Below are 24,507 nucleotides of genomic sequence, written 5' to 3' on the forward strand. Positions count from 1 at the left end.
GATCAACCCTCCTCCGTCACGAAGATCTCTTTTGAGCTGAACGAGGCGATCGCACGCAATGCGTCGCGATACTCCGGATACGCCTCGACCGGGATGATGCGCTCAAGCCGCCGGAAAACTTCCGTAAACGTCACGGCCGACTCCGTCTCGACGTAGACCGCCTCGTATTTAAGGTAGGGGGTGCTCACCCGCAACGGAGGCGGCGCCCACTTCAACCGGAACCCAGGGGGCAGTTTCAGGTTGATGGTGAGAGTTCGCGCTTCGGTGGTCATGTACTGGATGGGAAACCGGCGCGACTCGAGGGCGACCTCGGGATAGCTGCGCTCCAGGGTGGGCATGCGCAGGTACATCAGCTTGCCGGCGCGAATGGCGTGGCCCGGCAACCGGTAGTCGAGGGTCATCCGGACCGGCTCGTTCAAATCGGACAAATCGGACAGCGTGAAGGTATCGAGCAAGGCGCCCGGGCTCAGCGAGTTCACGTACTCGGTCATGCGATCGGCGCGCTCATCCTCACGAACCGTTTTCCAGAACGCGCGGATCCCCGCCTCGATAGTGCCGGTGTAGTCGTTCCGTGTGCGCACGGTCACGTCGCCGGACGCCGCCAGTTCCGCATCCAGCACCGACTGCCGCCCGTTGTCCTCGGGCGGGGGCACGGGAATGGTGTTGAAATCGCCCCGGATAGCGTTCATCGCGATGCAGCCGTGGTCGTCGGCGCGAAAGTAGGGATACCGAAAGTCCTGGGCGGTGGCATCGAGGTAGAACCGGCGCCCGTCGGCCAGCTCGACCTCGGATATGGCGTGGTTGCCGTCGATGGCCGGGATTTCGGTGACCCCGACGCCGTTGTCGTTCGTCGAAAGAATGATCGGATAGCTGGTGACGCCGATGGCCTTGCACATCGTGGCGAAGAGGATGGCTTTGTCGGTGCAGTCGCCGTACCGGTTCTCGAAGGTTTCCATGGCCGTGTGGCCCGACAATCCGGAGCCCAGGCTCCCTTTGATCGAGACGTACCGGGTGTTCGTCTGCACCCAGTGGTAAATGCGGGCGAGTTTCTGGTCGACGGTCTCCGCCCCGTCAGTAATCCTGGCGACCTCCGTCTCGATCTCGGGCGTGAGCTTCATGCGCGAAAGCTGGAGGTCTCGCTGCAGAGCGAAAACTTCGTCGAACGAGCCGAATATCGAGGCTTCCATGCGCGGCGCAAGGTCGGCCTGAGGCGGCATGAATGGCTCTTCCACCAGGGGCGCCACGTCGCGCAGTTCCCACGTGTAGCGGACCCGGCCCTTCACGCGTTCGAGCTTCGGCTCGGCAAGCCCGGGATCGGGGAAATGGCGCGTGTAGTGGTTGAACGGCAGGTTCTCCGGGACCTCGACGGTCACACGGGACAGCGCCACCGGCTCGCCGGACTGGAAATAGTAGCCGGGGAAAAACAACCGCGAATCTTCCGGGTTGTAGTTCTCATACTCGTAGATATATTCGACGATGGACCCGATCTCGACGCCGGGGATCACACCCCCAATGATCTTCTGGCTGGGGTTGAAGAACTGCATCTCCTCCGACGGGCTGCCTACGCGCAGGGCGTCCGCCGAAAGGGCGTAGACCGTCCCGTCGGGCGCGACGGACTTCGCTTCCAGTACGCGGACCCGGCTCCGGCCCTCGGTGAAGCCCGATGCGAACTGTGCCCACGATTTCATCTCCTCCTTGAGCACCAGCCCGGCGAAGTGGTAGCGGTAGGTTTGGGTGCCGTCATTCTTGTACACGAAATCGCCGTCGTCGACCAGGATGACGCCGCCCGTGCCTGGGAACTGTTCCGCAAGGGCCTGGCCTTTCGGAAGCATCTCCTGGGCAAGCTCGGTGAGGCCCGTGGCCTCCGCGAGCCCGGCCCCCGCCTCGCCTTCAGCACCAGCGGGCTGGAACAGGAGCAGGGTGACATCGTCGCGCTTGACCGCGCCCGTGCCGGGCACGGTAAAGGCCGTCCCGTCAAACGTTACGCCCTGGACATTCTCGATGGGTCCGCCCTGGTACAGAGTCAGGTTCTCGTTGACCGGCACGTGCGCGCACCCGGCACACACCAGCAGCGCCGCCAGGAGTCTTGCAACCGCTCTCACTTCGTCATCCTCCCTGCGATAGCTCGCAGCCTCGTCAAGGTCGTGGAATCGCGCGTTGTCTGCCAGCATACCAGACATGCGGCGCGCGTGTCCCCGCAACCACATGCCGTCAATTCCTAACCACGCCCCGCTGCGGGAGATTCCGGGAAAACGGGCGGTTCCGAGCGGTCGCCCTGGAACTCCTCAACACGTGCACGAACGGAATCCGGCAAAGCTGCGTCAGACTGTGCCGTCCGATCGGTCCGGTGTGGATACGGCCTCCCTTCTCCATCTTCGCGCCGTCGGGGCAGCAAGATGTTTGCTGTGGCCTGGGTCCCGACGCCCCTGACGGCGCTTTTGACATGCCATCGTGCTTACAGTAAACTCGCCCGCGCCTGGATGGCCCGTGAATCGCGGGGCATTGTGCGAAAGGTCCGAATACAATGAGAAGATGCCTCATGGTCAGTTCATTAGCCCTGCTTCTGGCGGGTATGGACAACATGGCCGCCGCGGAAGGAATCGACTTTCGGGAAGCGTTTCGCGATGGCCGGTGGCGGGTCGAGGCTCAGGGGTTCGCCACGCTGCATTCCCGCAAGACCGATCGCGAGGGCGACAAGTTTGCTGCCGTTTCGGCGGAATATGAAATGCCGCTGACAAGCCACCTTGCGTTCGGCCTGCGCGGTTATCCGTTGTTTGTGTACGAACCGCACCGCACCTCCGACGACACCATCTATGGGGTGGCGGGCGGAGTGACGACCCGGTACTACTTCAAAGAGAACACCCACAAGGGATGGTTTGCCGAAGGCGGCGGCAGCCTCCTGTGGCACTCGCGGCATTTTCGAGAGAACGGCTCGCGGGTGAACTTCATGCTCGAGGGCGGACTGGGCTACCAGTTCGAACGCGATTGGCACGCGACATTCAAGTTCAGCCACATCTCGAATGCCGGCATGCACCACGACAACGCGGGCGTCAACGCCCTCGGCCTCGGCGTCGGATATACCTTCTAGTTCGGTATGACCGCCGAATGCCCCCAATAACACCACCTGGCGCGGCCTTCGCTGTGGCGGGGTCCGGAGCGCGCTACTTGAGTGACCTCTCCGACATGTTTCGGGCCTTCAGCCCTCTTTCTTGTCTTGAATCCCCCCCCCTGGCCCTTCAGGCCAGGCTGGTATGTGACGCGCCTTCGGCGCTCCGGAGACCTCTCCGCTGTGGTGCGGTCTCCTGACCGCGCCACCCCCACGACCGCAAGGTCTCCACGTCGAGTGATGCAGGCCACGCCGCAAAACACTACTTTTCGCGCGCGGAATCGCGGCGTAGCACGTCCACGACCTGCTGGAACGTTTGCCGGTTACGTTCGTCAAGGTCTATAAGCGCTTCGTGGGCTTCGAGGAGACGCCGTGCTTTACCCGGGTCCGCGTAGTCCGTGGGAGTAGGCGCTTCGTGCAGTTCCGCGCTGGTTGCTTCGTGGGTTTCAACGATATCGAACGCCTTTGCGAACCCCATGCTCTGGATGACCGCGTTGATGTCGGCGTTACTCGATACAAGGATGGGCTTGCCGGCGCCGCGGCGCCATGTTTCCCGGGCAATTCTGGCGATGAGCCCCAGGTTTGTGCTGTCGATAAAGACGGTCTCCGTCAAATCGATGATGAATTCAGGAGATTCCTCGACCTTGAGAAACTCGCTGATAATCGCCTCGACAACGGAGCTGACGGTATGCCGGACCTCGCCGACCAGTCTCAGGACGCACCGGCGGCCCAAGTGTGCGTAGCAAATCCTAGCTTCCATGGTGCGCTGCCTCCTTCTTGACTGTCAGCACCGTCACATCGTCCGGAGGGTCGGCGTTGGTTTTCACCACTGACATGAAGCGCTGGATGCTGGCGCCGCTTCCCAGGGATTGGAGGAAGCCCAGCTTCTGGTCGAGGCTTTCCTGGGGCAGGATGTCGAGCACGCCGTCCGAAAACACCGTGAGCAAAAAGGCCGAAGGGAGGCGCTTCTCGAAAGTCTCATAGACGGCAAAGGGAAACAGCCCGACGGCCGTCCCGGATTCTTGCAGGAGTTCGAAGCCATGGCCGGACCACAAAAACGGCGAGGGGAATTGCCCTCCGTTGGCGAACCGGAGCACGTTTCGAGAGATTGTCAGCACGCCATAGAACATGGTCACGTGTTTTTCGAGGTCTTCGTCAAGCAAGGCCGCATTGAGACGCTCGAGAACGATGCCCGGGTTCAGAACAGCATTATCGGCGCCGTTCAGATAACGCTCCTGATACTTGCGAAAGAAGGTCTTGAGGATGACGGTCACCAAGGCCGAAGAAACGCCGTGGCCCGACACGTCGGCGCTGTAGAACCCGATATGGTCGCCGTCGAGCGCAAAGTAGTCCACGAAATCGCCGCTGAGTTCCATCGAGGATATCAGTTCGCGCGAGATCGTGTAGGGGCCGAACACGCACTGCTCGGGGGGCAGCAGTCTCATCTGGACTTTCTTCCCCGCTCTCTCGTCTTCCTTAATCTTACGCAGATTCTCCTCGAGCTGGCGGTGGTAGCGCTCGTTCTGGCGGCGCAACTCCGCCCGTTCAAGGACGTTGTCGATGGTGTGGCGCAACACGCTCATCGGGCTGACGGGTTTGGTTACGTAGTCCCAGGCGCCCTTCCGTTGCGCCTCGATGGCATCGTTGATGACGTCCGCGCCGGAAACGACGACCAGGGGCGTCTCGGGTGCCCGGGCGCTGAGGGCCTCGAGCACGGCGAATCCGTCCATGCCGGGCATGCGGAGGTCAACCAGCACCAAATCAGGATGTTCCCGTTCAAATACCGCAATGCCTTCCGCGCCGTTCCCTGCTTCATACACCCCGAATCCGCACTTTTTAAGGTATACAACCAGCGTTCGGCGCACCATCGGGTCGTCATCTATGGTGAGGATGGATATGCCCGTATCAGTGGCCACGGCCGTATGCTCCTCCACGGGCCCGCGCCAAGGGGCCCCTCTGTCTCGGTTGCCGTTTGCGGCCGCACTCTTCGAAAACCGCCTGCGGGGGCGCCACGCCGTTCAACGCCCCATTGCAGCCCGGCTTTCAGTATACCGTTTTGAGGAGATTTGCGCAGGTCTTGATTCTGTGACCTCTGATGCGGGCACGAGACGTGCCTGTGCGCGCTGGAGATGACCTTCGGACACCGTGATCGCGCCTGCCGCGGCGCTGTGGTATAGTTGCCGGGACTGTCCAGCGGGGTAGCTCAACGATTCGGAGGAAGCGGTATCATGCGGAACGGATGGCTCGTCCTGGCGATTACGGCGGCATGTGTCACGCGCGTTGCGGCGGAAGAAACCGCCGGGATCGCCGCCCCGGGCGCGGCACTCGAGAAACTCTCGGGCGAGTTCGAGTTTACCGAGGGCCCGGCCGCGGACCCCGCGGGCAACGTCTATTTCACCGACCAGCCGAACGACCGCATCATGAAATGGAGCGTCGACGGCGCGTTGACCGCCTTCATGCAGCCCTCGGGACGCGCCAACGGCCTGTGCTTCGACAAGGAAGGGTTTTTGTGGGCGTGCGCGGACGAGAAAAACCAGCTCTGGCGGATTAGTCCCGAAAAAAAGGTTGAGGTGCTCATCGACAAGCACGAGGGCAAGCTCCTGAACGGTCCCAACGACCTCTGGCTTCGGCCGGACGGCGGCGCGTATTTCACTGACCCCTTCTACAAGCGCTCGTACTGGGACCGCGAGACCATGGAACAGCCGTGCCAGGGCGTGTATTTCCTTGCGCCGGACCGCAAGACCGTCACCCGCGTGATTGACGACCTTGAGCAACCCAACGGCATCATCGGCACGCCCGACGGAAAAACCCTTTACGTGACAGACATCCACGCCAAGAAAACCTATGCCTACGCGATCCAAGAGGACGGCAGCCTTGCGGCCAAAACCCTCTTCTGCGAAATGGGCTCCGACGGAATGACCATCGACAACAAAGGCAACGTGTACCTGACCGGAAAAGGCGTGTTCGTTTTTGACAAGGCCGGCAAACAGATCGATCATATCGCCGTTGATGAGCCGTGGACCGCGAACGTGAGTTTCGGCGGCACGAACATGGAATACTTATTCATCACGGCCAGCAAGGGCTTGTACCGGCTCCAGACTCGTGTAAAGGGCGTCGGAAGCCAGTAATCACGGGGTTTATGCCCTATTCGAGCGAGTGCGTTCTGCCAGACCGGATAGCGGAGAAACTCGCCCGGAAGGGGGCCGCGCGCTGCAGTCCGCCGGGCATGTAGCGCCAGGCCCGGCGCCGGACGGGGTTAACGTGGACAAGACGGGCGCGAGGTGAACATGAAGAAAAACAGTGGTGTCAATCGCAGGGACTTCTTGAAAAACGCCGGAACAGCCGCGGCAATGATGGCGGCCGCTCCGTCGATCACCGGGGCGGCGGAACCGGCCGCGGACCCCGTGCGGCTCGCCCATATCGGCACGGGCGTGCGCGGCTGGGACCTCATCAAGTACACGGGGGCTCACAAAGGCGCGAAAGTGATGGCCGTATGCGACGTATACAAGCCGCATCTCCAGCGCGGGCTTGAAGCAAGCAACAATCCCGGCGTCAAGGCCATCACCGATTATCACGACGTGCTCGCCGACCCCAACATCGAGGCGGTGGTCATCGCCACTCCCGACCACTGGCACGAGCAGATGCTTATCGACGCCGTAAACGCCGGCAAGGACGTGTATTGCGAGAAAGGCTGGACCACCTCGATCGCCGCCGCGAAACGGATGCGCGAGGCGGTCAAGAAGCAGGGGGCCATCATGCAGCTGGGCCACCAGGGCCGGCAATGGCCCGCCGCGGCCGCGGGCGGAGACCTCATCCGCGCGGACCGCATCGGCCCCCTCACGTTCGTCAAAGTGGGCCGCTATTTCAACGCTTCCCCCGACCGGCCGGTGTGGCGCTGGTACGGCAACTATACATGGTACGACCACCCCGACCCCAAACAAGTGCTCGCGGACCTGGACTGGGCAAAATGGCTGGGGCCCGCGCCGGCTATCGATTTCAACGAGCGGCATTTCTGGCATTGGCGCTGCTACTGGCAGTACGGCACCGGCCAGGCCGGCGACCTCCTCTCGCACGAGATGGACTACGTGCAGACGGTCCTGGGCTGGGGCATCCCCGATACCTGCGCCTGCGCGGGGCTGAACGCGTTCTGGAAAGACGACCGCGAAACCCCCGACACCTGGCTCGCAACGTACCAGTTCGAGAGCCATGACTGCACGGCCATCTTCGAGGGCATCATGAACTCGAACCGCATGCAGACCCCCGAATTCGTCGGGCGCCAGGGCCGGATCATCTACAACGGGATCGGCCAGGACGCCAGCCGCTACGAACTGTACCCAGACGTGCCCGCGTGGCGCATGGGCGAAGCTCCCCCTGAGCCCGCCGAACGATTCGACCCGGTCGCCGCGCCGCCGCAACCCACGCACATGGAGGACTTCTTCAACGCCGTGCGGACGCGGAAACCCCCGCGCTGTAACGAGGACGAGGCTTTTATTGAGGCGGCGACCCTCTTGATGAGCGTCGAATCGTACAAACAGAAGCGCCAGGTCCGGTGGGACAGGGAGCGCGAAGAAATCGTGTAGCTGGCGGCGGGCGCGTTGCGCTGGTACGCCGTTACCGCCGTTCGAGTTTCCAGACGTCGCTCTGCATGTTGTTTCCGGCGACTACCCAGAGTGCGCCCTTATACACGAAGATGCTCGAGGCATGTCTCGGCGCCCATGGCGTGCCGGGCACTTCGTGCCACGTAACGCCGTCGCCCGAGTGCCAGACGTCGTTACGGTTCTGCTTGTTCCAGCCCCCGAGCACCCACATGCGGCCGTCGAACGCGGCCACGTCATGATATTGCCGGGGATGCCACGGGGCGTGCTCAAGGCGGCATTCCCAGTGAATGCCGTCCGCGGTGCTCCAGACGTCGTTGTAGAAATTCCGCCCGGGCTGTTTCGGGGTGTCGTAGGTACCGCCCCCGAGCACCCACAGGCGGCCGTTCAGCACCACGTTGCCGCCGATCATCCCGCGCGGGGACCAGTGGGGCCCCTCCGGGACCACCTTTGTCCAGTGAACGCCGTCGGAGGTGTTCCAGATATCGTCATGAAACACTTCTTCGGCGGGAGCAAACTGAGGCGTGGTCTGGCCGCCCATAACCCAGATCTTGCCATTGAACGCCGCGGTGTAGTGAAGTACCCGGGGCGCCCAGGGAACGTCCTGGCCCTTATTGACGTGAGACCAGGTTAAGCCGTCTTCCGAGTTCCAGACATCGCACGGGTAGTATCCCTGGAGCGAGTCGCCCCCCACGAGCCACATCTTGTCCTGGAAAACCACGTACCCGGCAGTATGGCGGCCTTCCCAGCCGGTCTCGGGGTTGAACCGGTCCGTGCCGAAGGTGTTGGGCTTGACGAGGCGCCACTCCGCCCCGTCCGCGGACCGCCAGACGTCGTTGGTGCAGGCCTTCGGAAAATGGTCCTTGTTGCTGGGGTTCCATCCGCCAATAAACCACATGGCGTCGCGGTAGACCAGCGCGCCAGCCCCGTCGCGAGGAGCAAAAGCAGCCTTTGGCGTCACGCAAACCCATTCATAGTCGGGAGTTGCCGGTTCCGGCGCTTCGCCCGCTATCGCGGTAGCGGGGACGAGCAGAAGTAAGCCGCATGCCGCCAGATACGCGCGCGAGAAGGCGACTTTCATCTAACAATGCTCCGGGGGCGGCGCTCTCGGCCGCCACGCCTAAACATCCTCGGCCAAAACGTCCTCCACCTCTTCGGGGGTGTCGCACTCGACCAGGCGTTCGAGAAACTTCGGTTCCTTGAGGGCGGTCATGACCTGTGCGAGAAGGCCCAAATACTCCTTCTGAGAACCCGCAGGCATGGCAAACAGCACTATCACGTGGACCACCTGGTTGTCGAGGGTGTCGAAATCTATGCCCTGTTTCGAGATGCCGACGCCGACGGCAGGTTTGCGCACGCCTTCGAACCGCACATGGGGGATGGCCAGGCCCTGGCCTATGCCCGTGCTCATCACGGCTTCCCGATCGCACACGGCCTTGCGGAAGGCCTCGCGATCGGGAATCCCGCCCGTGGCAAACAAAGCATCCACGAGCTTGCACAGCGCATCGTGCTTGGAAAGCGCTTTCTTGAACACGCAAATGCGGTCGCGGTCTATATCGATGCCAAACGCTGCCATGGCAACCTTTTCCGAGTGAATGGCAAGAGCCCCCCTTGCCTCCCAACGAATCGATCCCGCCAAGTTTACACTTCCCGCGATTCCAGGTCAATTCTTCGATCGGGGCGGCGGAGCGGCTCCTGCCCATGAACGCCCTCTCGGGAGGGGGAATGCGGGACAGCCCGCCGGGCGTTGGGCTTATAGGTGCGGCCGTGATGAAGTCTTTACCCAGAAAGAGCTTCCCGCGCCCGAAGGGCGTTTTTAACTTGTGCCCTTGCTTCGATTACACTGGTCCGCTGACGAACCGAGTTCCGGAGGCACGCTCATGACGCTCGAAAAAGCCGACCCCGTATGGGAAGCAATACGCAAAGAAGCCGCCGAGGAAACGCGCAAGGAACCCTTGCTGGCCAATTTCCTCTATAGCGTGGTGTTGAACCATAAGACTTTCGAGGACGCGCTGAGCTACATCCTCGCCACCAAGCTCGAGAGTACCATCATCAACGCCGTCGCGCTTCGGGACCTCATCGACGAAGCCCTGGTCAACGATCCCGAAATCGGGGCGTCGGCGCGCGCGGACATCAAGGCCGTGCTGAGCCGCGACCCCGCATGCCGTACGCACTCCAACCCGTTGCTGTTCTTCAAAGGGTTTCACGCCATCCAGTCGTACCGCATCGCCCACTATTACTGGCGAACCGGGCGCGAATCATTGGCCCTGTTCCTCCAGAGCCGCGTTTCCCAGGTGTTTGCCGTCGACATCCACCCTGCCGCGCGCATCGGCCGCGGCATCCTCATGGACCACGCAACCGGCGTCGTTATCGGCGAAACGGCCGTTGTCGAGGACAACGTGTCGATGCTCCACGAAGTCACCCTCGGCGGTACGGGCAAAGAAACCGGCGACCGCCATCCCAAGGTCCGCAAAGGCGTCCTGATCGCGGCGGGCGCCAAGATCCTCGGCAACATCGAGATCGGCGAAGGCGCCAAAATCGGCGCCGGCAGCGTCGTGCTCGACAATGTCCCGCCTCACACCACCGCTGTCGGCGTGCCCGCGCGCGTCGTGGGCCGCCCCAAATCGCAACAGCCCGCCCTCGACATGGACCACTGGATCATCTGAGTTTTGGGGACACAATACTCAATTGGGGTTGCGCGCATACCCATTCCCTGGTCCGCGGATGCATAATTGAGTATTGTGTCCCCAAAACCGGAGGGCATCAAGAATGACGCGCAGGGAGTTTCTGGCAGGGTTCGCGGGAGCAGCCGTGGGATTGGCGCTGGCCGGAAAGGGGCATGGCATGGAGGAGGAAGCCGTTCGGCGGCCCAATTTCGTGTTCTTTCTCGTCGATGACTTGGGCTGGACCGATCTGGGTGCGTTCGGCAGCTCGTTCTATGAGACGCCGAATTGCGACCGGCTCGCCGCGGAGGGGATGCGGTTCACGAACGCGTACGCGGCGTGTCCCGTATGCAGTCCTACGCGGGCGAGCATCCTGGCGGGGAAATATCCCGCGCGCATGGGCGCCACCGACTGGTTTGGCGCGCCCCAGCCGGAAGCGGTAAGCGGGCACTGGACCAAGGACAAGCCGCTCCTGCCCGCGCCGTACGCCGAGAAGCTCGCCCTCGAGGAGCTCACCCTCGCGGAGGCGTTGAAAGAGGGCGGGTACCGGACCTTCTTCGCGGGCAAGTGGCATCTGGGCGGGCCCGGGTTTTATCCCGAAGACCAGGGATTCGAGATAAACAAGGGCGGCTACGAGCGCGGCAGCCCGCCCGGCGGGTATTTCTCGCCTTACAAAAATCCCAAGCTCGAGGACGGCCCCCCCGGCGAGCACCTGCCCGACCGGCTGGCGTCCGAGACGGTTCGGTTCATCGAAGCTCACCGCGAAACGCCATTTCTGGCGTATCTGGCGTTCTATTCAGTGCACACGCCCCTTCAGGCGCGCAAAGACCTCGAAGCCAAATACGCGAAGAAGGCGCAGTCCATCGACCCCAATCTGCCCCGCTGGGGAAAGGAAGGCGACCGCGAGGTGCGGCTGGTACAGGAGCATGCGGTCTACGGGGGTATGGTCGAGGCGATGGACCTCGCCGTCGGGAAGGTCTTGGACGCGCTCGACCGTCTTGAGCTGGCTGACAACACGATCGTCATGTTCATGTCCGACAACGGGGGATTGAGCACTTCGGAGGGCCATCCCACGAGTAACCTGCCGTTACGGGCCGGGAAAGGCTGGCTGTACGAAGGGGGCATCCGCGAACCCATGATGATCAAGTGGCCGGGCGTCGCGAAGCCCGGCACGGTCTGTGATGTCCCGGTTATCAGTACCGATTTCTATCCGACCATGCTCGAGATGGCCGGGTTGCCGTGGCGCAACGAGCAGCACGTGGACGGCGTGAGCCTTGTCCCGCTGCTCATGCAGCGGGGGGCCCTGCGAGAACGCGCGTTGTATTGGCACTATCCGCATTACGGCAACCAGGGTGGAAGTCCAAGCGCGGCGATTCGTCAGGGCGGCTGGAAACTCATCGAATTCTTCGAAGACGGCCGCCTCGAACTCTACAACCTGAGCGACGACCTCGGCGAAACCCGCAATCTCGCCGGGAGCATGCCGGACGAGGCGCGGGAACTCGCCGGCAAGCTCCACGCCTGGCAAAAGGAAGTGGGCGCGCGGTTCCCCACCCCAAACCCCGCGCAAAAAACCGAAACTTGAGCGAAAGGTAAAACGTATCATGCGTACCATAACATCTGGCCTGATTGTCGTCGTCTCGGTCGCTTTCACGTGTGGAGCGTTCGGACAATCCGCGGAGCCCTGGCAGGCGAGCTATGCCGGCGAGGACGCGAATGGCGGACACGTCGTCGCCCTATGGAGTTTTGACGAATCCGGAGACAGTGTCGCGGACATGTCGGGCAAGGGTCATGCCGGAGTGATGCAGGGCGCTGTCTGGCGTCCTGACGGCCGTTTCGGCGGGTGCGTTGAATCGTTCCGGGGCTGGCCGGTCGAGGATGTGCGCCACGCGATACAAGTCAAGGATGCCCCGTCTCTCTCCCCCGAGGGCGCATTCACCATTGAGATGTGGGTGTGTCCCGCCGAAACATTCGATGGGTATGACGAAGCGTTTATTGTCGACAAGAAATACGTCGCTCATATGGACTACCAGTGGGTGCTCGAGAAGGCCGGCGCGCTCGGACAGCGAAGCATGCGCGTATGCCTCGGCTTTGGAACCGGCTCCGATACGTGGCGGTCATCGGAACCGGCGCTTTTTGCGCGCGACGTATGGTCCCATATCGCTTTTTCATATGACGGCGCGGGGACGGTTCAGTTCTTTCAGGACGGCCGGTCATTGGGCAAGGCAACAAAACCGGGCCGCGGAAGCATCTGCCCCGGCGACCATTTTCTCTCGCTTGGCGACCGCGTGGGCAGCTATTACCACGGTTTCCCGGGGCGTATGGACGAGATTCGCATCACCGGGGGAGTGCGCGAATTCCGCCCGCTGACCGTTGCCGCGGAACACGCCCGGACCGCGTACCTGCGCATGGAGCCCTCGCCGCTGTTGCAGTTTCGGTTGACCAACATGCGCCGGGAAAGCCTTGCGGGCATAACGGCCACGGTGAACGTGCCGGGCTTGCCCCAGCAAGCGTATGCCGTTCCCGAACTGGCTGGGGGCGCGACGCATCTCCTCGAATACTCGTTCGACACCCGCCTGCGCCCCGGCACGTACCCCGTGTCGGTAGAGTGCCGCTTTGGCGAAGGGGCGGATGCTTGGGTCAGTCGTGAGTCCTTCGAAGTGGACCTCGTTCCCCGAAAACCGCCGTTCCGGATGCCGGTTATCATGTGGGGTCTGGGCGGCACGGACTCCGTCACGGAAAACCTGCCAACACTCAAAGACATCGGTTTTACGCATTGCCTGGGGTTGCGGTGCGACTACCAGCGGATCTGGGACGCCGGAACGCCCGTTGCCGCCGTGAGCGACGAAGAACTCGCGGCAAGCCGGCGCATGCTCGACCAGGCCCTCGTGAACGACCTCGGAATCGTGATCGGATTGGGGATAGGACACTGGTTGGAAGGCAAACCGGAGCTGCTTCGCGTGGACCGCGCGGGCAAACCTTACGAAGCCGCCAACATCTGCTGCAATTTCCCGCCGTTGGCGGCGTTCGCGCAGAACGTGGGCGCGTCGGTCGCGCAGACATTCGGGGCGTTTCCCGCATTCAACGCAGCTATGATCAACACGGAAGTGCGCGACGGCACGCAGGTGTGTTTTCACGACCACGACCGCGAACTGTACCGCGCGGAAACAGGAAAAGAGGTCCCGGAGGCTGTCGCACGAAAGAACGGCGTTGCCTACGCGAACATAGAGGGTTTCCCAGCGTCGCGCGTGGTGCCCGATGACGATGAACTCCTGCAGTTCTACCGCTGGTTCTGGCGAAAAGGCGATGGATGGAACGGATTTCACTCGGCGGTGAACAACGGGCTGAAATCCACGGGACGGCCGGATCTCTGGTCCTACTTCGACCCGGCGGTTCGCGTTCCGCCTTTGTGGGGCAGCGGGGGGAACGTCGATTTCCTCTCGCACTGGACCTATACCTACCCCGACCCCGTACGAATCGGGCTGACGGCCGACGAACTCTTCGCCATGGCAAAGGGCGGCCCTGAGGGACAGGATGTGATGAAGATGACCCAGATCATCTGGTACCGCTCGCAAACCGCGCCGCCAGCGGAAACGGCCGGCGCCGCCGCCGCCTCTTCACCCTGGGAGGACCGTGACCCCGACGCCAACTACATCACCATTGCTCCCATGCATCTTAAAGAGGCGTTCTGGACCAAGATAGCCCGTCCGGTGAAAGGCATCATGTACCACGGGTGGCAATCCCTCGTGCCTACCGAGGGCGCTTCGGCATACCGGTTTACCCACCCCGAAACGCGCTACGCCCTGAAGGAACTCATCGCCGGGGTTATCCGGCCCCTGGGTCCCACGCTGCTTCAAGTGCCCGCGGTTCCGGCGGATGTGGCCTTCCTCGAGAGTTTCTCCTCGGCCATGTTCGCCGGCCGGGGCACGCACGGCTGGGGCGGTTCCTGGGCGGGCGACGCCTACCACGTGCTGCTCTATGCCCGGCTCCAGCCTGAGATCGTTTACGAAGAAACCATCATGAAGTGGGGGCTGGAAGGCTATCGAGTCCTCGTGCTGGCGGATTGTGATGTTCTCCCGGCGCCCGTTGTGGAACGTATCGCCGCTTTCCAGCAATCCGGGGGCGTCATCGTGGGCGACGCGCGCCTCTGTCCCGCCATCCGGCCGGACGTGCTTCTGGAAGTGTATGAACGCACGAAACAGGCCGCCGCCGACAAGGAAGCGCTGCTGGCCCGTGCCCGGCTGCTTCGGGAACAACTTGGCCCGCGGTACCAGCCATACGTGGACTCCTCCCTGGAGGAGGCGCTTCCCTACCGGCGGTCCTATGGCTCATCGGATTACGTATTCGCCATCAATGACCGGCGTGAATTCGGCACTTATGTTGGCCACCACGGCCTTGTCATGGAAAATGGCCTCCCGGCAAGCGCGCAATTCACGGTAAACAGGAAAGCGGGTTTTGTCTACGACCTGGTTGAACATCGCCCGGTGTCCGTGGAAAGTGATGGCAGCGTGCTCCGCATCCCCGTGGACTTGGAACCCGGAGGCGGAAGGCTCTGGCTGATTACAGAAAAAGCGGTCGGCGGCGTTCATATTCAGGCCCCGGCGGAAGCAGTCCGCGGTGAAGACCTGCCCGTGTCGATTACGGTAGCGGACGATGCGGGCGCGCCCCTGAATGCGGTCGTTCCTCTCGAAGTTGTCATAAGAGACCCGGACGGAAGACGCGCCGAGTTCAGCGGGTACTACGGTGCGCGGGACGGGCTGCTGACTCTTACTATCACGCCTGCCCCAAACGATGTTCCGGGTATGTGGACGCTCGAAGCGCGGGAATTGGCCTCGGGTATCGTGACCCGCCACTATTTTCGCCTGCCGGCATAGCACTTGTGCCGGAGAACCGACAGTGCGGCTCGGCCGGGCGCTCTTGGCCTGCGGCTTCAGGCGATGCCGGTCCAGCCGTTGGCGCTGCGGGCCCGCAGGAATTCCAGGGCTTGTCCCAGCGTGGGGATGCCGGCGCGGCCGCCTACGCGGGTGCACTTGACGGCGGCGACGGCCGCGGCGAATTCGGCACACCGCGCCGTGGGCCAGTCACGCGCCAGACCGTAGGCGTAAGCCCCGTGAAACACGTCGCCGGCGCCCACCGTGTCCACCACGTCGACCTGAAACGCATTGCCTTTCGAGCGGCCTTCGGGGGCGGAGGCCACCCATCCGTCGGCACCCAGGGTAACGACCGCCGTGGCGGGTCCCATCGCGTGGATCGCGTCCAGCGCCCGTTCGAGGTCGTTGCCGAACCCGCCTGCGCGCAAGTAGTGGCGCGGCGCGATCAGCACGCTCACGTCGCGGAGCCATTCCGCGTTAGCCTCGCCGGGTACCGTGTCGGCCACCGTCGGCACACCGCAGTCCCGCGCGGCGCGCACGGCGTCGCGGGCGAGCTCGGGATAGTAGCCGTCGACCAGTACCGCCCGAGCGCCCGCCAGAAGACCCCGGTCCATCGTTCGCCATTCCATTCCTGTGGCGCGCCGGTGGAAGATCGTGCGCTCGCCCGTCTCCTCGTCCACATGGATGAAGCTGAACGGGCTGGCCCCTCCCGGCTGGCGCAGCACATGAGCGGTCGACACATGTTCGGCGCCCAGCTCCGCAAGGATGTGGTCCGCCGCCGCGTCATCCCCCAGCATGCTCAGCAATTCCGTTTGGGCGCCCAGGCGCGCGCAGGCCACAAGGGCCGTCGCAACCAGTCCGCCGCCCTGCATACAGTACTCGCGCACCGGCGCTGTGTTGCCCCAAGGAACCGTGGGCGCGACCACGATGTGATCGAGACAACAGATGCCCGCCCCGACAATACGGATAGGCTGGTTCTCTATGTCCGGGCTTTCCATAACGGGAGACAGTATTGCAGGGCGGAAAGGGCACGTCAAGCCGGGAATGAGCACAAGATGATTGAAGAATGACCTGAAAAGCCCATAATAGGTCAATTTCGGTCATATTTGACGATTTGAGTTGCCATTTCAAGCAGTTTTTGATAGATCTTGTCGTTGAGAACGAAACAAAGCAGCCCTCTGGCCGCTTCGACCCCAAAAACAGGCCAGATGAGAGCGTTGGGGAAACATCTGTTGAGAAGGACCCTGATACCAGAACGATGGGAGTGGATTATCCAGCTTGTGGAGTCCCGGGGCGGCGCGAGCATCGGGGAGCTTGTCCAATGTGTCGGAATCTCCCCTGCTACGGTGCGCCGCGACCTGAGGCATCTTCAAGAACGGGGCCTCATCGAGCGCACGCGCGGCGGCGCGGCGCCGAGCCGCCCCATGCGCACGGATCGGGCATTCGCCGAAACCCACCTCGTCAATCCGGACGAGAAGGCGCGCATCGGCCGTGCGGCGGCGGGGCTGGTGGCGGCCAATGACGTGGTCATGGTGGACGGCGGGTATGCCGCCTATCAGACCGCACGCCATCTTAACGCCCCGGGCGTGACGGTTATCACCAATTCCTTTGTTGTGGTGCAGGCGCTGATTCCCCGCGGTGACGTGGCACTGGTCATGGCTGGCGGAGAGGTAAGCGCCGAGACCGGGACCACCGCCGGGCCCGCTGCCGAACAGCAGCTGGCTCAACTCATCGCGAACAAGGCGATCCTCGGCGCGGATGCGGTCTCGCCCGAGGAGGGCCTCAGCTCGCCCCTGCTCGCCACGGCCCAGACCCAGAAGGCCATGATTGCCGCGTCGCGTGAGGTGATCGTGGTTGCCGACCACGCCAAGCTGGGTCAATTCTCCCTGTATAAGGTCGCCCCGGTGACTGCAATCACCACTCTGGTGACCGACGACGGGGCTGATGAAAAGATTCTCGACGCCTTCCGCCGCGCAGGCGCGGAGGTGATCGCGGTTTCCACTTCGGGCTAGTCCCGGCAGGTGGCGAATGGAAAGGGACAGGGCATGAACGGCAAACCGGGAACGCCCGGCGGCCACATGATGGTCCACGAGAAGAAATGGACGGACTTCCCGCTCAGTCCGCTAACAAACCCGGAACAGGCCGCCCCGCGTGGGTAAGAAAGGCGAAGGCCCCATGTCGACGGACTCTCTGGAACAACAAGTGCTTGAGGCGCTCAACGCAACGCCCTTGCTGGACACGCATACCCACCTCGTGGGCGGCCGCCTTGGCGCGCGAGGGCTGCACGATATCCTCCTGTACCACATGGCGGTGAGCGAACTGTACGCGGCCGGGTGTCCCTCGGGCGCGCGGCTGACCCAGTATCCCGGCTGGCCGGACACGGACGAGGCCCGCCGCCGCATCGAAGAAGCGCTGCCCCATCTCGATGCGGTCCGCAACACGAGCATCAGTTGGGGCATTCGCACGCTCCTCAACGAACTCTACGGCTGGACCGCGCCGGTTACAGCCGGCAACTGGCGTAACCTGGACGCGCTGATACGCGAGCGGGCCGATGACCGCACATGGCACCGCGAGCTCGTGCGCCGTGCGGGCATCGAACGCATCTGCACCGAGCTCTCGCGCCGGGAACAGGGCCAGGATGACGACCTGCTGCAGTATTCGCTCGAGTGGGCTTTCTTTACCCGGTGCCAGTGGGGAGAATACGATACGGCGCTGTACGAACTGGAACGATGCTGGGGCCGTACGCCCGCCGCCGCGTCGCCCATCGGCGGCGGACCGCGGCCGGCAACGGACCGCGTTATCCGCACCCTGGCCGGCGTGCACGACGCCGTTGCATGGTACGTCGATCAGATCCCCATAGACGACATCATCTCGACGGCAACCCATATCAGCACCGACATCGACTACCAGCCGGTCAGCGACGCGGAGATGGAACAAGCGCTCGCGCGCCGCTCCACAGCCGGTTCCCGCGAGCGGGACATCTACGCCTCCTACATCCATGAGGCGTTCCTCACCGCCCTGGAGCGGCGTTACGGCGGACGGCTCCTGTTCCAGTTCAGTTTCGGCGCCGAACCGCTGCCTTTCGAGACCGGCAGCCGTCTTGCGCAGCGCACCATCGATCAACTGGCCGCGATGGTTGGCCGCCATCCCGGGCTCCAGTTCCAATGCTCGCTGTCGAGCGCGCACGCCAACCAGTCGCTGTGCACGCTGTGCCGCGAACTGCCCAACCTGTCGCTGGCCGGATACTGGTGGCACAACTTCTTCCCGTCGATCATGTCGCGCGTCATGGCCGAGCGGCTCGACATGCTCCCCCTCAACCGCCAGGTGGGCTTCTTCTCCGACGCCTACTGCGTGGAATGGACCTATGCCAAAGCGGCAATGGTGCGGCGCGTGCTTGCCGGTGTACTCACCGATAAGATTCGCCTGGGTCAGTACGACTTCGACAGCGCCCTGTATATTGCCCGCCAGCTCCTCTATGAAACACCGCAGACCCTGTGCGGCATGGTCCCCGCCAAATAGAGGCGGGCGCAAGCCATTTCTTGTGCGGGCGCTGCTCTCGGCGGCGGGGCGTAATTGCCTGACGAGTTGCGCGCAAGTAATCCCCGGGCCGACGTGCGAACCCCGTTCTGTCCACGCGGAGACTCAAAAGAAAGTACGCGCTGGAACGGAGCCGTCAGGCCATCACAGTTCGATTCTCTGTGTTCGCCGCGTCTTTGTGTGAGACCGTCACGGGGCCCTTACCCCGTGACGCCGTTCGGATCGGCAAAGAACCGTTAGAGGTCACACTGCCGTGCCTTGGACCGTGCATGCGGCGAGCAACGCCTCGGCCGTCATGGAACTCGACCGCAGGTATATGGGCGATTCCGTGAGAAGGGCCTTTTCGCCGGGGGCCTTGTTCCCCATGACGTTGTAAACCGTGCACCCTTCGGGAACCACAAGCTCGATGGTCTTCGATTCCCCATCCTGTTTCCCCGTCCAAGCCGCCAGCAGCGCGCAATCATCGCACTGAAAGGCGTAGCCGTGTACGTTGTCTGCGCTGGATGCATCCAGCGGACCCGCATATCGCGGCGACGGCCCAAGCATGTTGGCGAGGGCGGAGAGCGCCGCATAGCACTTCCTGGGCACGGCGTCAACACCGAGAAACGTGTTCTCAATATCCATCGCGCCGTTATTGACCATGCCCTCGATCGGCTCATGATAGAAAATCCTGGCTGTGCCGTATGCGAGCATGATGATCGCATGGCGCACAATATAGTCGGCGGCAGTCCGCTCATCGGGCAAGAGCAGTCCCGCGGAAAAATGTCCCGGAGGCGGCGCCCAGGGGGTCCAGGGCTTGTCATCTACCGCGTAATAGGCGGTTTCCGTGGCCCATATGGGTTTGCGTTGCCCCGACTGGCGCATCGCGTTCTGAATTCGCTCAAAGTCCTTGATGAATTCTTCGGGAACAGTCAGCCCGCCATAGGGATGCAGGTTCAAGATATCGCAGTACCCGAGCCCGCCCTGGCTGATGAATTCATCACCAAAGATGTGCTTGGGTTCGATGGCCAGCCCGCCAATAACGGCAGCATTGGGGTCCGCCGCCTTGATCGCGCGGTACGCGCCTTCGAGCAGCTGGATATAGTCAGCGACCTTGTATCCGCCGCTCTGGGGCAGGCAGAAATCGGGCACCCACACCGGTTCGTTCAGGAACTCCCAGTATTCGCATGATTGCCGGTACCTGTTCACGGCCTTCCCGACGAAATCAAACAGCCGTTGCGGGTCCGTGGGCGCGTACGCCATGCGGTACCATAGCCTGTTCTCGATCGTCGCCGGCGCGGACGACGCCCAATTCGTCGAAGGGTTCGGAAACAAGACCAGCGCCCTCATGCCCGCGGATGCCAGATACGCAACTTGCTCATCCGGCGCCGTCCAGGAAATCTGGCCTTGCACGGGTTCCACCCATTCCCAATTGACGGCCCAGGTCCGAACCCAGCGGATGCCAGCTTTCGCGAGCAGCCTCAGTTGTTCGCGGGTCGTGGCGGGATGATTGAGCCCGAACACCGAATCGCCGTAGGGATAGGGCTCGATCACCGTCAATGTTATCTTCCGGGCATGGTCCCGCCCGTTGGCGGCCCACGTAACATTTCCGCGGTAGCATCCCTTGCCAGGAACAGAAACGTCCCATGGCACGGTCACGTGCCGGCCGCGGGGAACATCAACGCGAAAAGCGGCGGGCGGCAATGCGGTCCCGAAGTAGTCTTCCAGTTCGAGTCTGAGCGCAAGAAAAACATCCTCGTCGCTGCGGTTATCCGCGCAGACCGTGAACGTTACGGGCCCGGACTCCTCATATACGTTTCCGTAACGGCCGGTGGTTATTCCCAGCTCGACGGGTTCGCGGGTTTCGAATTCCGTCGCCCCGGCGCCCGCTTCGAGCTGAACCGCGTCGAGCCAGAACGAGGCCGCGGCGCCGGGCATCTCGGTCATATCCGGTCCGATGGCCACGCAGACATCTTCGTCCAGGGCGGTTTGGGTGAATGTATACCGAGTCCATTCCATCGACAGCGTGAATTCGCGCGAGGCCTCCTGGATGGGGCCCAAAGCGTTCTTCGCGAAGCGGAACAGGAACCGTGCCTTTGCTCCCGGGACGCTGGCTCTCAAATAAGCCGACAGCGTGAGCGGCTGGCCGCGCGTAACGGTCATCCAGCCGACGTTTGCCGCGAGCGGCGCATGTTGCGTGACGCGCACAGGCGGCCATACATCGAAACACGTGACGGGCGTGACGCCCGGTCCCAAATCGATCCTCAGGCAACTGTCGCCATGCCACGCCCCTCCGGATTCGAGCGCGCCGTACAGGCCCGACAAATCTCCTCCCCATCCCGCCGGTTTGCCGAGCGACGACCACAGGTCCGTGCCGCATTCGAACGAGGAATTCCGAACGAGGTTTTTCGATGCAATGTCTTCGCATCGGGGGTTGAATCGCGGAATCTCGGCTTCGTCCGCGAGTTCGCCCGTTGTCAGGGAGGCCTTGCCGTCTATCACGCCCGCGTCAGGAAGCTTGTCGTCACCCGGTATTTCGGCCTGTGTGCCAGTCCCGGCCAGGACCGTAAGAAGAACGCTTGCACACGCGGCCCATCGCCTGCCTGCGCTTGACACGGCCGCATCGTATCGCATGACTTCCTTTCTCTCATCGCTCACAGGGAAAGCCCGCCTGCAGGATGTCCGCGTACGGATTCAGGCCGAAGTACCGGCCGCGATCGCTGCCCCGCGAACGCACCCCGATGCGGCACGGCTTCCCGGGCGCAAGAAGGTTTTTGGGAACAGCCAGATAAAACAAACCCGCGGTGGCGCTCCAGGACGGCTGGACATGCCCGGGGACATACAACAGCGCCGATTGCCCATCTTTGCCCTGCCACAATGTCTGCGTTTTCGAGGTATCGAAATCGAGGACCGGGTGCCCGTTGACGGTCAGCGTGAAGCCCGGATTCTTGAGCGGGGGTTCGGTAAACGGGAACCCGCCCGCAAAGACAAACGTTGCCCATGGGGCATCGGGCGCCGGGGCTGATTCCCACTCGACGCGATGCAGAGGCTCCTCCTGCCGTATCCGGCATACGGCCGCGTCTCGCTCGCGATAACTCTGTCCCCGCGCCTCTTCTCCCTTGTGGTAAAGGAGACGGCTGAACCCCGAGACAAGCGGACCCTTCGTAAATGCGGACTTCTCGAGCGCGTCCTCGACGAACTCGCGGGACCATTCGGCCTCCGGTTGCGGAAATCCGCAGGCATGGCTGATGAGGCGTCCAAGAACGTAAGCGGCCTCGGGCCCGCCGTTGCGCGCCGCCACGTCGAAATTGAGCCCGCTGATAATCAACGCGCCTTTGCCCACTTTGGCCTGCACGAGCAACGCCTTGTTGCGCCAAACGTACTCGAAGTCCACGTACCGCGAGAACGGGTGGGGCGCCCCATGCGTGTTCAACGCGCGGATCAACACTTCGGGCTGGGCGGGCAAGCCGTCCAGGAGCAGGGTCTGTGCCCCTTGCAGCAAATGAAACCACGAGGCGTCGCACCAGCCTCCGGGTGTTAATCCGCGGGTCACGGGATTGTCGTAAACATACGTTCCCGCGTTGCTGTCGCCATCAAACACCCCCAGCCACCACGCGGATTTGAATGTGGTGCAATCCGTCGGGAATACCCCCGCCGGCGACAACAGCAACACGCAACTCCCCTGTTCCGCGGCCCTCAGCAGCGCGCCGTTGGGCTGTCGCGCCACATATACCGCGGGACTGGGAAGCGCCTCGCGGTCCGGCATGGGTTGCGGCAGAAACGGCGCCAGCAGGCTCATCGTGTCAGAGCTCGCGTATAGTGGCGCCTGCTGCGTCAGGTCGGGCGCGCCTTTCGGATAGACCCACAGCGTCCAATCGTTGGATTGGCGCAACCCGCCCGCCTCCAGGGAGACTTGGATACCAAGGCACTGTGGTTCGGCGGCATCCGGCAGGGCAAACTCCAGGGTACCCAGCGGCTTCACATCGCCGTTGGCGACAGGCCCCACGTCAATTGTGCGCGTATCCAAGGTCTGCCCGCTGCTCACGAGAGCACACGTCACAACACCGTGGCCGAACGCCGTTCCCGAGTAGTTCGAGACCATGAGCTCCACCCGGGCCGGTTCGCCGCCCGAATACGTCTGTCTAAGACCGTCCTGAAGGACCACCACGGGCCCGTTGAAGCGGCGAACCTCCTCGGGCGTCACCGTGATCGGCCGCCGATGCACGTCGAGCAGGCCATTGGACCCGCAGTACCACGGTTGCAGGAGCCACCAATCATATCCCGATATGCACGGGTTCTTGCGCAAGGCCTCGATATTCGCCTTGTGGCAGAGCAGGTAGACCCGCTGGGACGCCTTCGACCACTCCGGCGCCTCGCCGAGAAGTCCCGCGCGCTCGACGCGGTCCCGGCAATCGGCAAGCCAGAAGGGTTTGAACGTCGCGCCAAACAGCTCGATCTCGTCCAGTTGCGGGAAATGCACGAAGTTGCCTTCTTCGTGCGTGATGATCGGCTTGAGGGGTTTGCCGGTCTTGAACTTGTCAGGGTTGTCGAAGGGCGTCGTCAGAATGTCGAACATGACGGTGTAGAAATCGAGTGTGGGCCGATCTCTCGTGCCGTCGAAAAAGCCCCATGACGAAATGCCGTCGGAGTCGATCACCGGGCGCGTCGTGTCCAGTTCCTTCGCGATCCGGTAAAGATCCGGCCCGACGCGCGGCATGCCCTCCCATTGCTCGTTGCCCATGCACCAATCAAAGATCGCGGGATGGTTCCGATACCGCTTGATCGCCGCCGTCCACTCCGATTTGTAAAGTTCCAGGGCCGCTCCCTGGGCCCGATCGTAGAAACGCGGATAGCCGATGGGAAGCTCAGGCGATACAAACATGCCTACCTCGTCGCACGCGTCGTAATACTCGGGTGCAACAAAGTGGCTGTGATGACGGACATAATTGAACCCGTACGATTTCGCCACCCGGAGCCGGTCCACGTAGAACTGCCGGTCCGCCGGCGGCGCGATCGTGTCCGGGTACACGCAATCGTCTCCGTAGCCGTTCAGGTAATACTTCGCGCCGTTTACGTAGAAATCCGTCCCGCGTATTTCAATCGTTCGCAGGCCAAACCGGGTTTCTACCCGATCGAGATCGGTGTTTCCTTCGTCCGTCACCACCGCGTGCGCGGCGTAGAGGCAAGGCGACTCCGGGGTCCATGGCCGCGCGCCAGGAAGGTCCATTTCAACCCGGATTTTCCCGTCGGCGGGGGCGTCCTGTTGTGTGGAAGCCACCCGGACGCCAGCGGCGTCGCGGATGTCGAGCCGGACGCGTCGCGCACGGTTCAATTCGCCTTGGAGCGCCGCCGTGACGACGCAACCCGCCGGGTCCGTACGGGGTTCGACGAACACGTCTTGTATCCACGCTGAAGAACGGGCTTCGAGCGTAACGTGACTCCAGATGCCGCCCCAGTACGTGAAAAGGTGGTCGATAATATCCATGCAGCCCTGGAGCGCGTCCTCATTCCATCGCTGCTCCGAGTCAACCAGCACCACGACATCGATCGAGCGGCCCGGCGCCGCATGCGAACTCACATCAAACTCGAAATCGGACACGTACCCCAGGTGCGAGCCCACAAGTTGGCCGTTCACCCAAATCTTCGCCGAACGATACACGCCGCCAAAGCACAGAAAGATGCGGCGGCCCTGCCAATCTTCGGGAATCGCCACCGTTCGCCGGTACCATCCTTTGCCGATGAAATTGTGATAAAGCTTC

Annotated in this window: 16 protein-coding genes; 8 read left to right on the plus strand and 8 right to left on the minus strand. The window is 62.8% G+C overall.

Annotated elements, in window-relative coordinates:
* Positions 1-2: 2 nt before the first annotated feature.
* The gene (locus PLJ71_08535) at positions 3-2,207 is read right to left on the minus strand and encodes a DUF3857 domain-containing protein (protein HQM48721.1); all 2,205 of its coding nucleotides are present in this window, start codon (positions 2,205-2,207) and stop codon (positions 3-5) included.
* 332 nt (positions 2,208-2,539) lie between these two features.
* Between PLJ71_08535 and PLJ71_08540 the strand changes: the two genes are divergently transcribed.
* Positions 2,540-3,088: an acyloxyacyl hydrolase gene (locus PLJ71_08540; protein ID HQM48722.1), complete on the plus strand. Its 549-nt coding sequence runs from the start codon at positions 2,540-2,542 to the stop codon at positions 3,086-3,088.
* 280 nt (positions 3,089-3,368) lie between these two features.
* Here the strand turns inward: PLJ71_08540 and PLJ71_08545 are convergent, their stop codons facing one another.
* On the minus strand, positions 3,369-3,866 hold the full coding sequence (locus PLJ71_08545; GenBank protein HQM48723.1) for an STAS domain-containing protein: 498 nt from the start codon (positions 3,864-3,866) through the stop codon (positions 3,369-3,371).
* Positions 3,856-5,022 (minus strand): SpoIIE family protein phosphatase, encoded by a 1,167-nt coding sequence (locus PLJ71_08550; protein HQM48724.1) that lies wholly within the window; start codon positions 5,020-5,022, stop codon positions 3,856-3,858. The genes PLJ71_08545 and PLJ71_08550 overlap by 11 nt, the downstream gene beginning before the upstream one ends.
* Before the next feature lie 312 nt (positions 5,023-5,334).
* Between PLJ71_08550 and PLJ71_08555 the strand changes: the two genes are divergently transcribed.
* Together PLJ71_08555 and PLJ71_08560 are read left to right on the plus strand one after the other, a co-directional pair.
* The gene (locus PLJ71_08555; protein HQM48725.1) at positions 5,335-6,234 is read left to right on the plus strand and encodes an SMP-30/gluconolactonase/LRE family protein; all 900 of its coding nucleotides are present in this window, start codon (positions 5,335-5,337) and stop codon (positions 6,232-6,234) included.
* A gap of 159 nt (positions 6,235-6,393) precedes the next feature.
* Positions 6,394-7,686, plus strand: a complete 1,293-nt coding sequence (locus PLJ71_08560) for a Gfo/Idh/MocA family oxidoreductase (protein HQM48726.1) — start codon at positions 6,394-6,396, stop codon at positions 7,684-7,686.
* Between the two features lie 31 nt (positions 7,687-7,717).
* Here PLJ71_08560 and PLJ71_08565 read toward each other — a convergent pair whose 3' ends face one another.
* Positions 7,718-8,782, minus strand: a complete 1,065-nt coding sequence (locus tag PLJ71_08565; GenBank protein ID HQM48727.1) for a hypothetical protein — start codon at positions 8,780-8,782, stop codon at positions 7,718-7,720.
* Positions 8,783-8,821: 39 nt separating this feature from the next.
* The gene (locus PLJ71_08570) at positions 8,822-9,277 is read right to left on the minus strand and encodes a PTS sugar transporter subunit IIA (GenBank protein ID HQM48728.1); all 456 of its coding nucleotides are present in this window, start codon (positions 9,275-9,277) and stop codon (positions 8,822-8,824) included.
* Between the two features lie 304 nt (positions 9,278-9,581).
* Between PLJ71_08570 and cysE the strand changes: the two genes are divergently transcribed.
* The 3 genes from cysE to PLJ71_08585 all read left to right on the plus strand — a co-directional run bounded on the left by cysE (position 9,582) and on the right by PLJ71_08585 (position 15,235).
* Positions 9,582-10,367, plus strand: a complete 786-nt coding sequence (cysE, locus tag PLJ71_08575) for a serine O-acetyltransferase (protein HQM48729.1) — start codon at positions 9,582-9,584, stop codon at positions 10,365-10,367.
* A 103-nt stretch (positions 10,368-10,470) separates the two neighbouring features.
* Positions 10,471-11,946 carry a sulfatase gene (locus tag PLJ71_08580; protein ID HQM48730.1) on the plus strand — a complete coding sequence of 492 codons (1,476 nt, stop codon included), beginning with the start codon at positions 10,471-10,473 and terminating at the stop codon, positions 11,944-11,946.
* A gap of 19 nt (positions 11,947-11,965) precedes the next feature.
* Complete coding sequence (locus PLJ71_08585) at positions 11,966-15,235, plus strand: hypothetical protein (protein HQM48731.1); 3,270 nt, start codon at positions 11,966-11,968, stop codon at positions 15,233-15,235.
* 56 nt (positions 15,236-15,291) lie between these two features.
* Here the strand turns inward: PLJ71_08585 and PLJ71_08590 are convergent, their stop codons facing one another.
* Positions 15,292-16,230 (minus strand): PfkB family carbohydrate kinase, encoded by a 939-nt coding sequence (locus PLJ71_08590; protein ID HQM48732.1) that lies wholly within the window; start codon positions 16,228-16,230, stop codon positions 15,292-15,294.
* Between the two features lie 234 nt (positions 16,231-16,464).
* On the opposite strand from PLJ71_08590, the gene PLJ71_08595 reads away from it, so the two are divergent.
* Both PLJ71_08595 and PLJ71_08600 read left to right on the plus strand, forming a co-directional pair.
* Positions 16,465-17,244 carry a DeoR/GlpR family DNA-binding transcription regulator gene (locus PLJ71_08595; protein ID HQM48733.1) on the plus strand — a complete coding sequence of 260 codons (780 nt, stop codon included), beginning with the start codon at positions 16,465-16,467 and terminating at the stop codon, positions 17,242-17,244.
* A 163-nt stretch (positions 17,245-17,407) separates the two neighbouring features.
* Complete coding sequence (locus PLJ71_08600) at positions 17,408-18,751, plus strand: hypothetical protein (GenBank protein HQM48734.1); 1,344 nt, start codon at positions 17,408-17,410, stop codon at positions 18,749-18,751.
* 261 nt (positions 18,752-19,012) lie between these two features.
* Here PLJ71_08600 and PLJ71_08605 read toward each other — a convergent pair whose 3' ends face one another.
* Both PLJ71_08605 and PLJ71_08610 read right to left on the minus strand, forming a co-directional pair.
* Positions 19,013-21,382 carry a beta-galactosidase gene (locus PLJ71_08605; protein ID HQM48735.1) on the minus strand — a complete coding sequence of 790 codons (2,370 nt, stop codon included), beginning with the start codon at positions 21,380-21,382 and terminating at the stop codon, positions 19,013-19,015.
* 13 nt (positions 21,383-21,395) lie between these two features.
* Positions 21,396-24,507 (minus strand): glycoside hydrolase family 2 TIM barrel-domain containing protein (locus PLJ71_08610; GenBank protein HQM48736.1); only part of this gene is annotated, 3,112 nt, incomplete at its 5' end.

The organism is Candidatus Hydrogenedentota bacterium, from assembly GCA_035416745.1.
GTDB lineage: Bacteria > Hydrogenedentota > Hydrogenedentia > Hydrogenedentales > SLHB01 > UBA2224.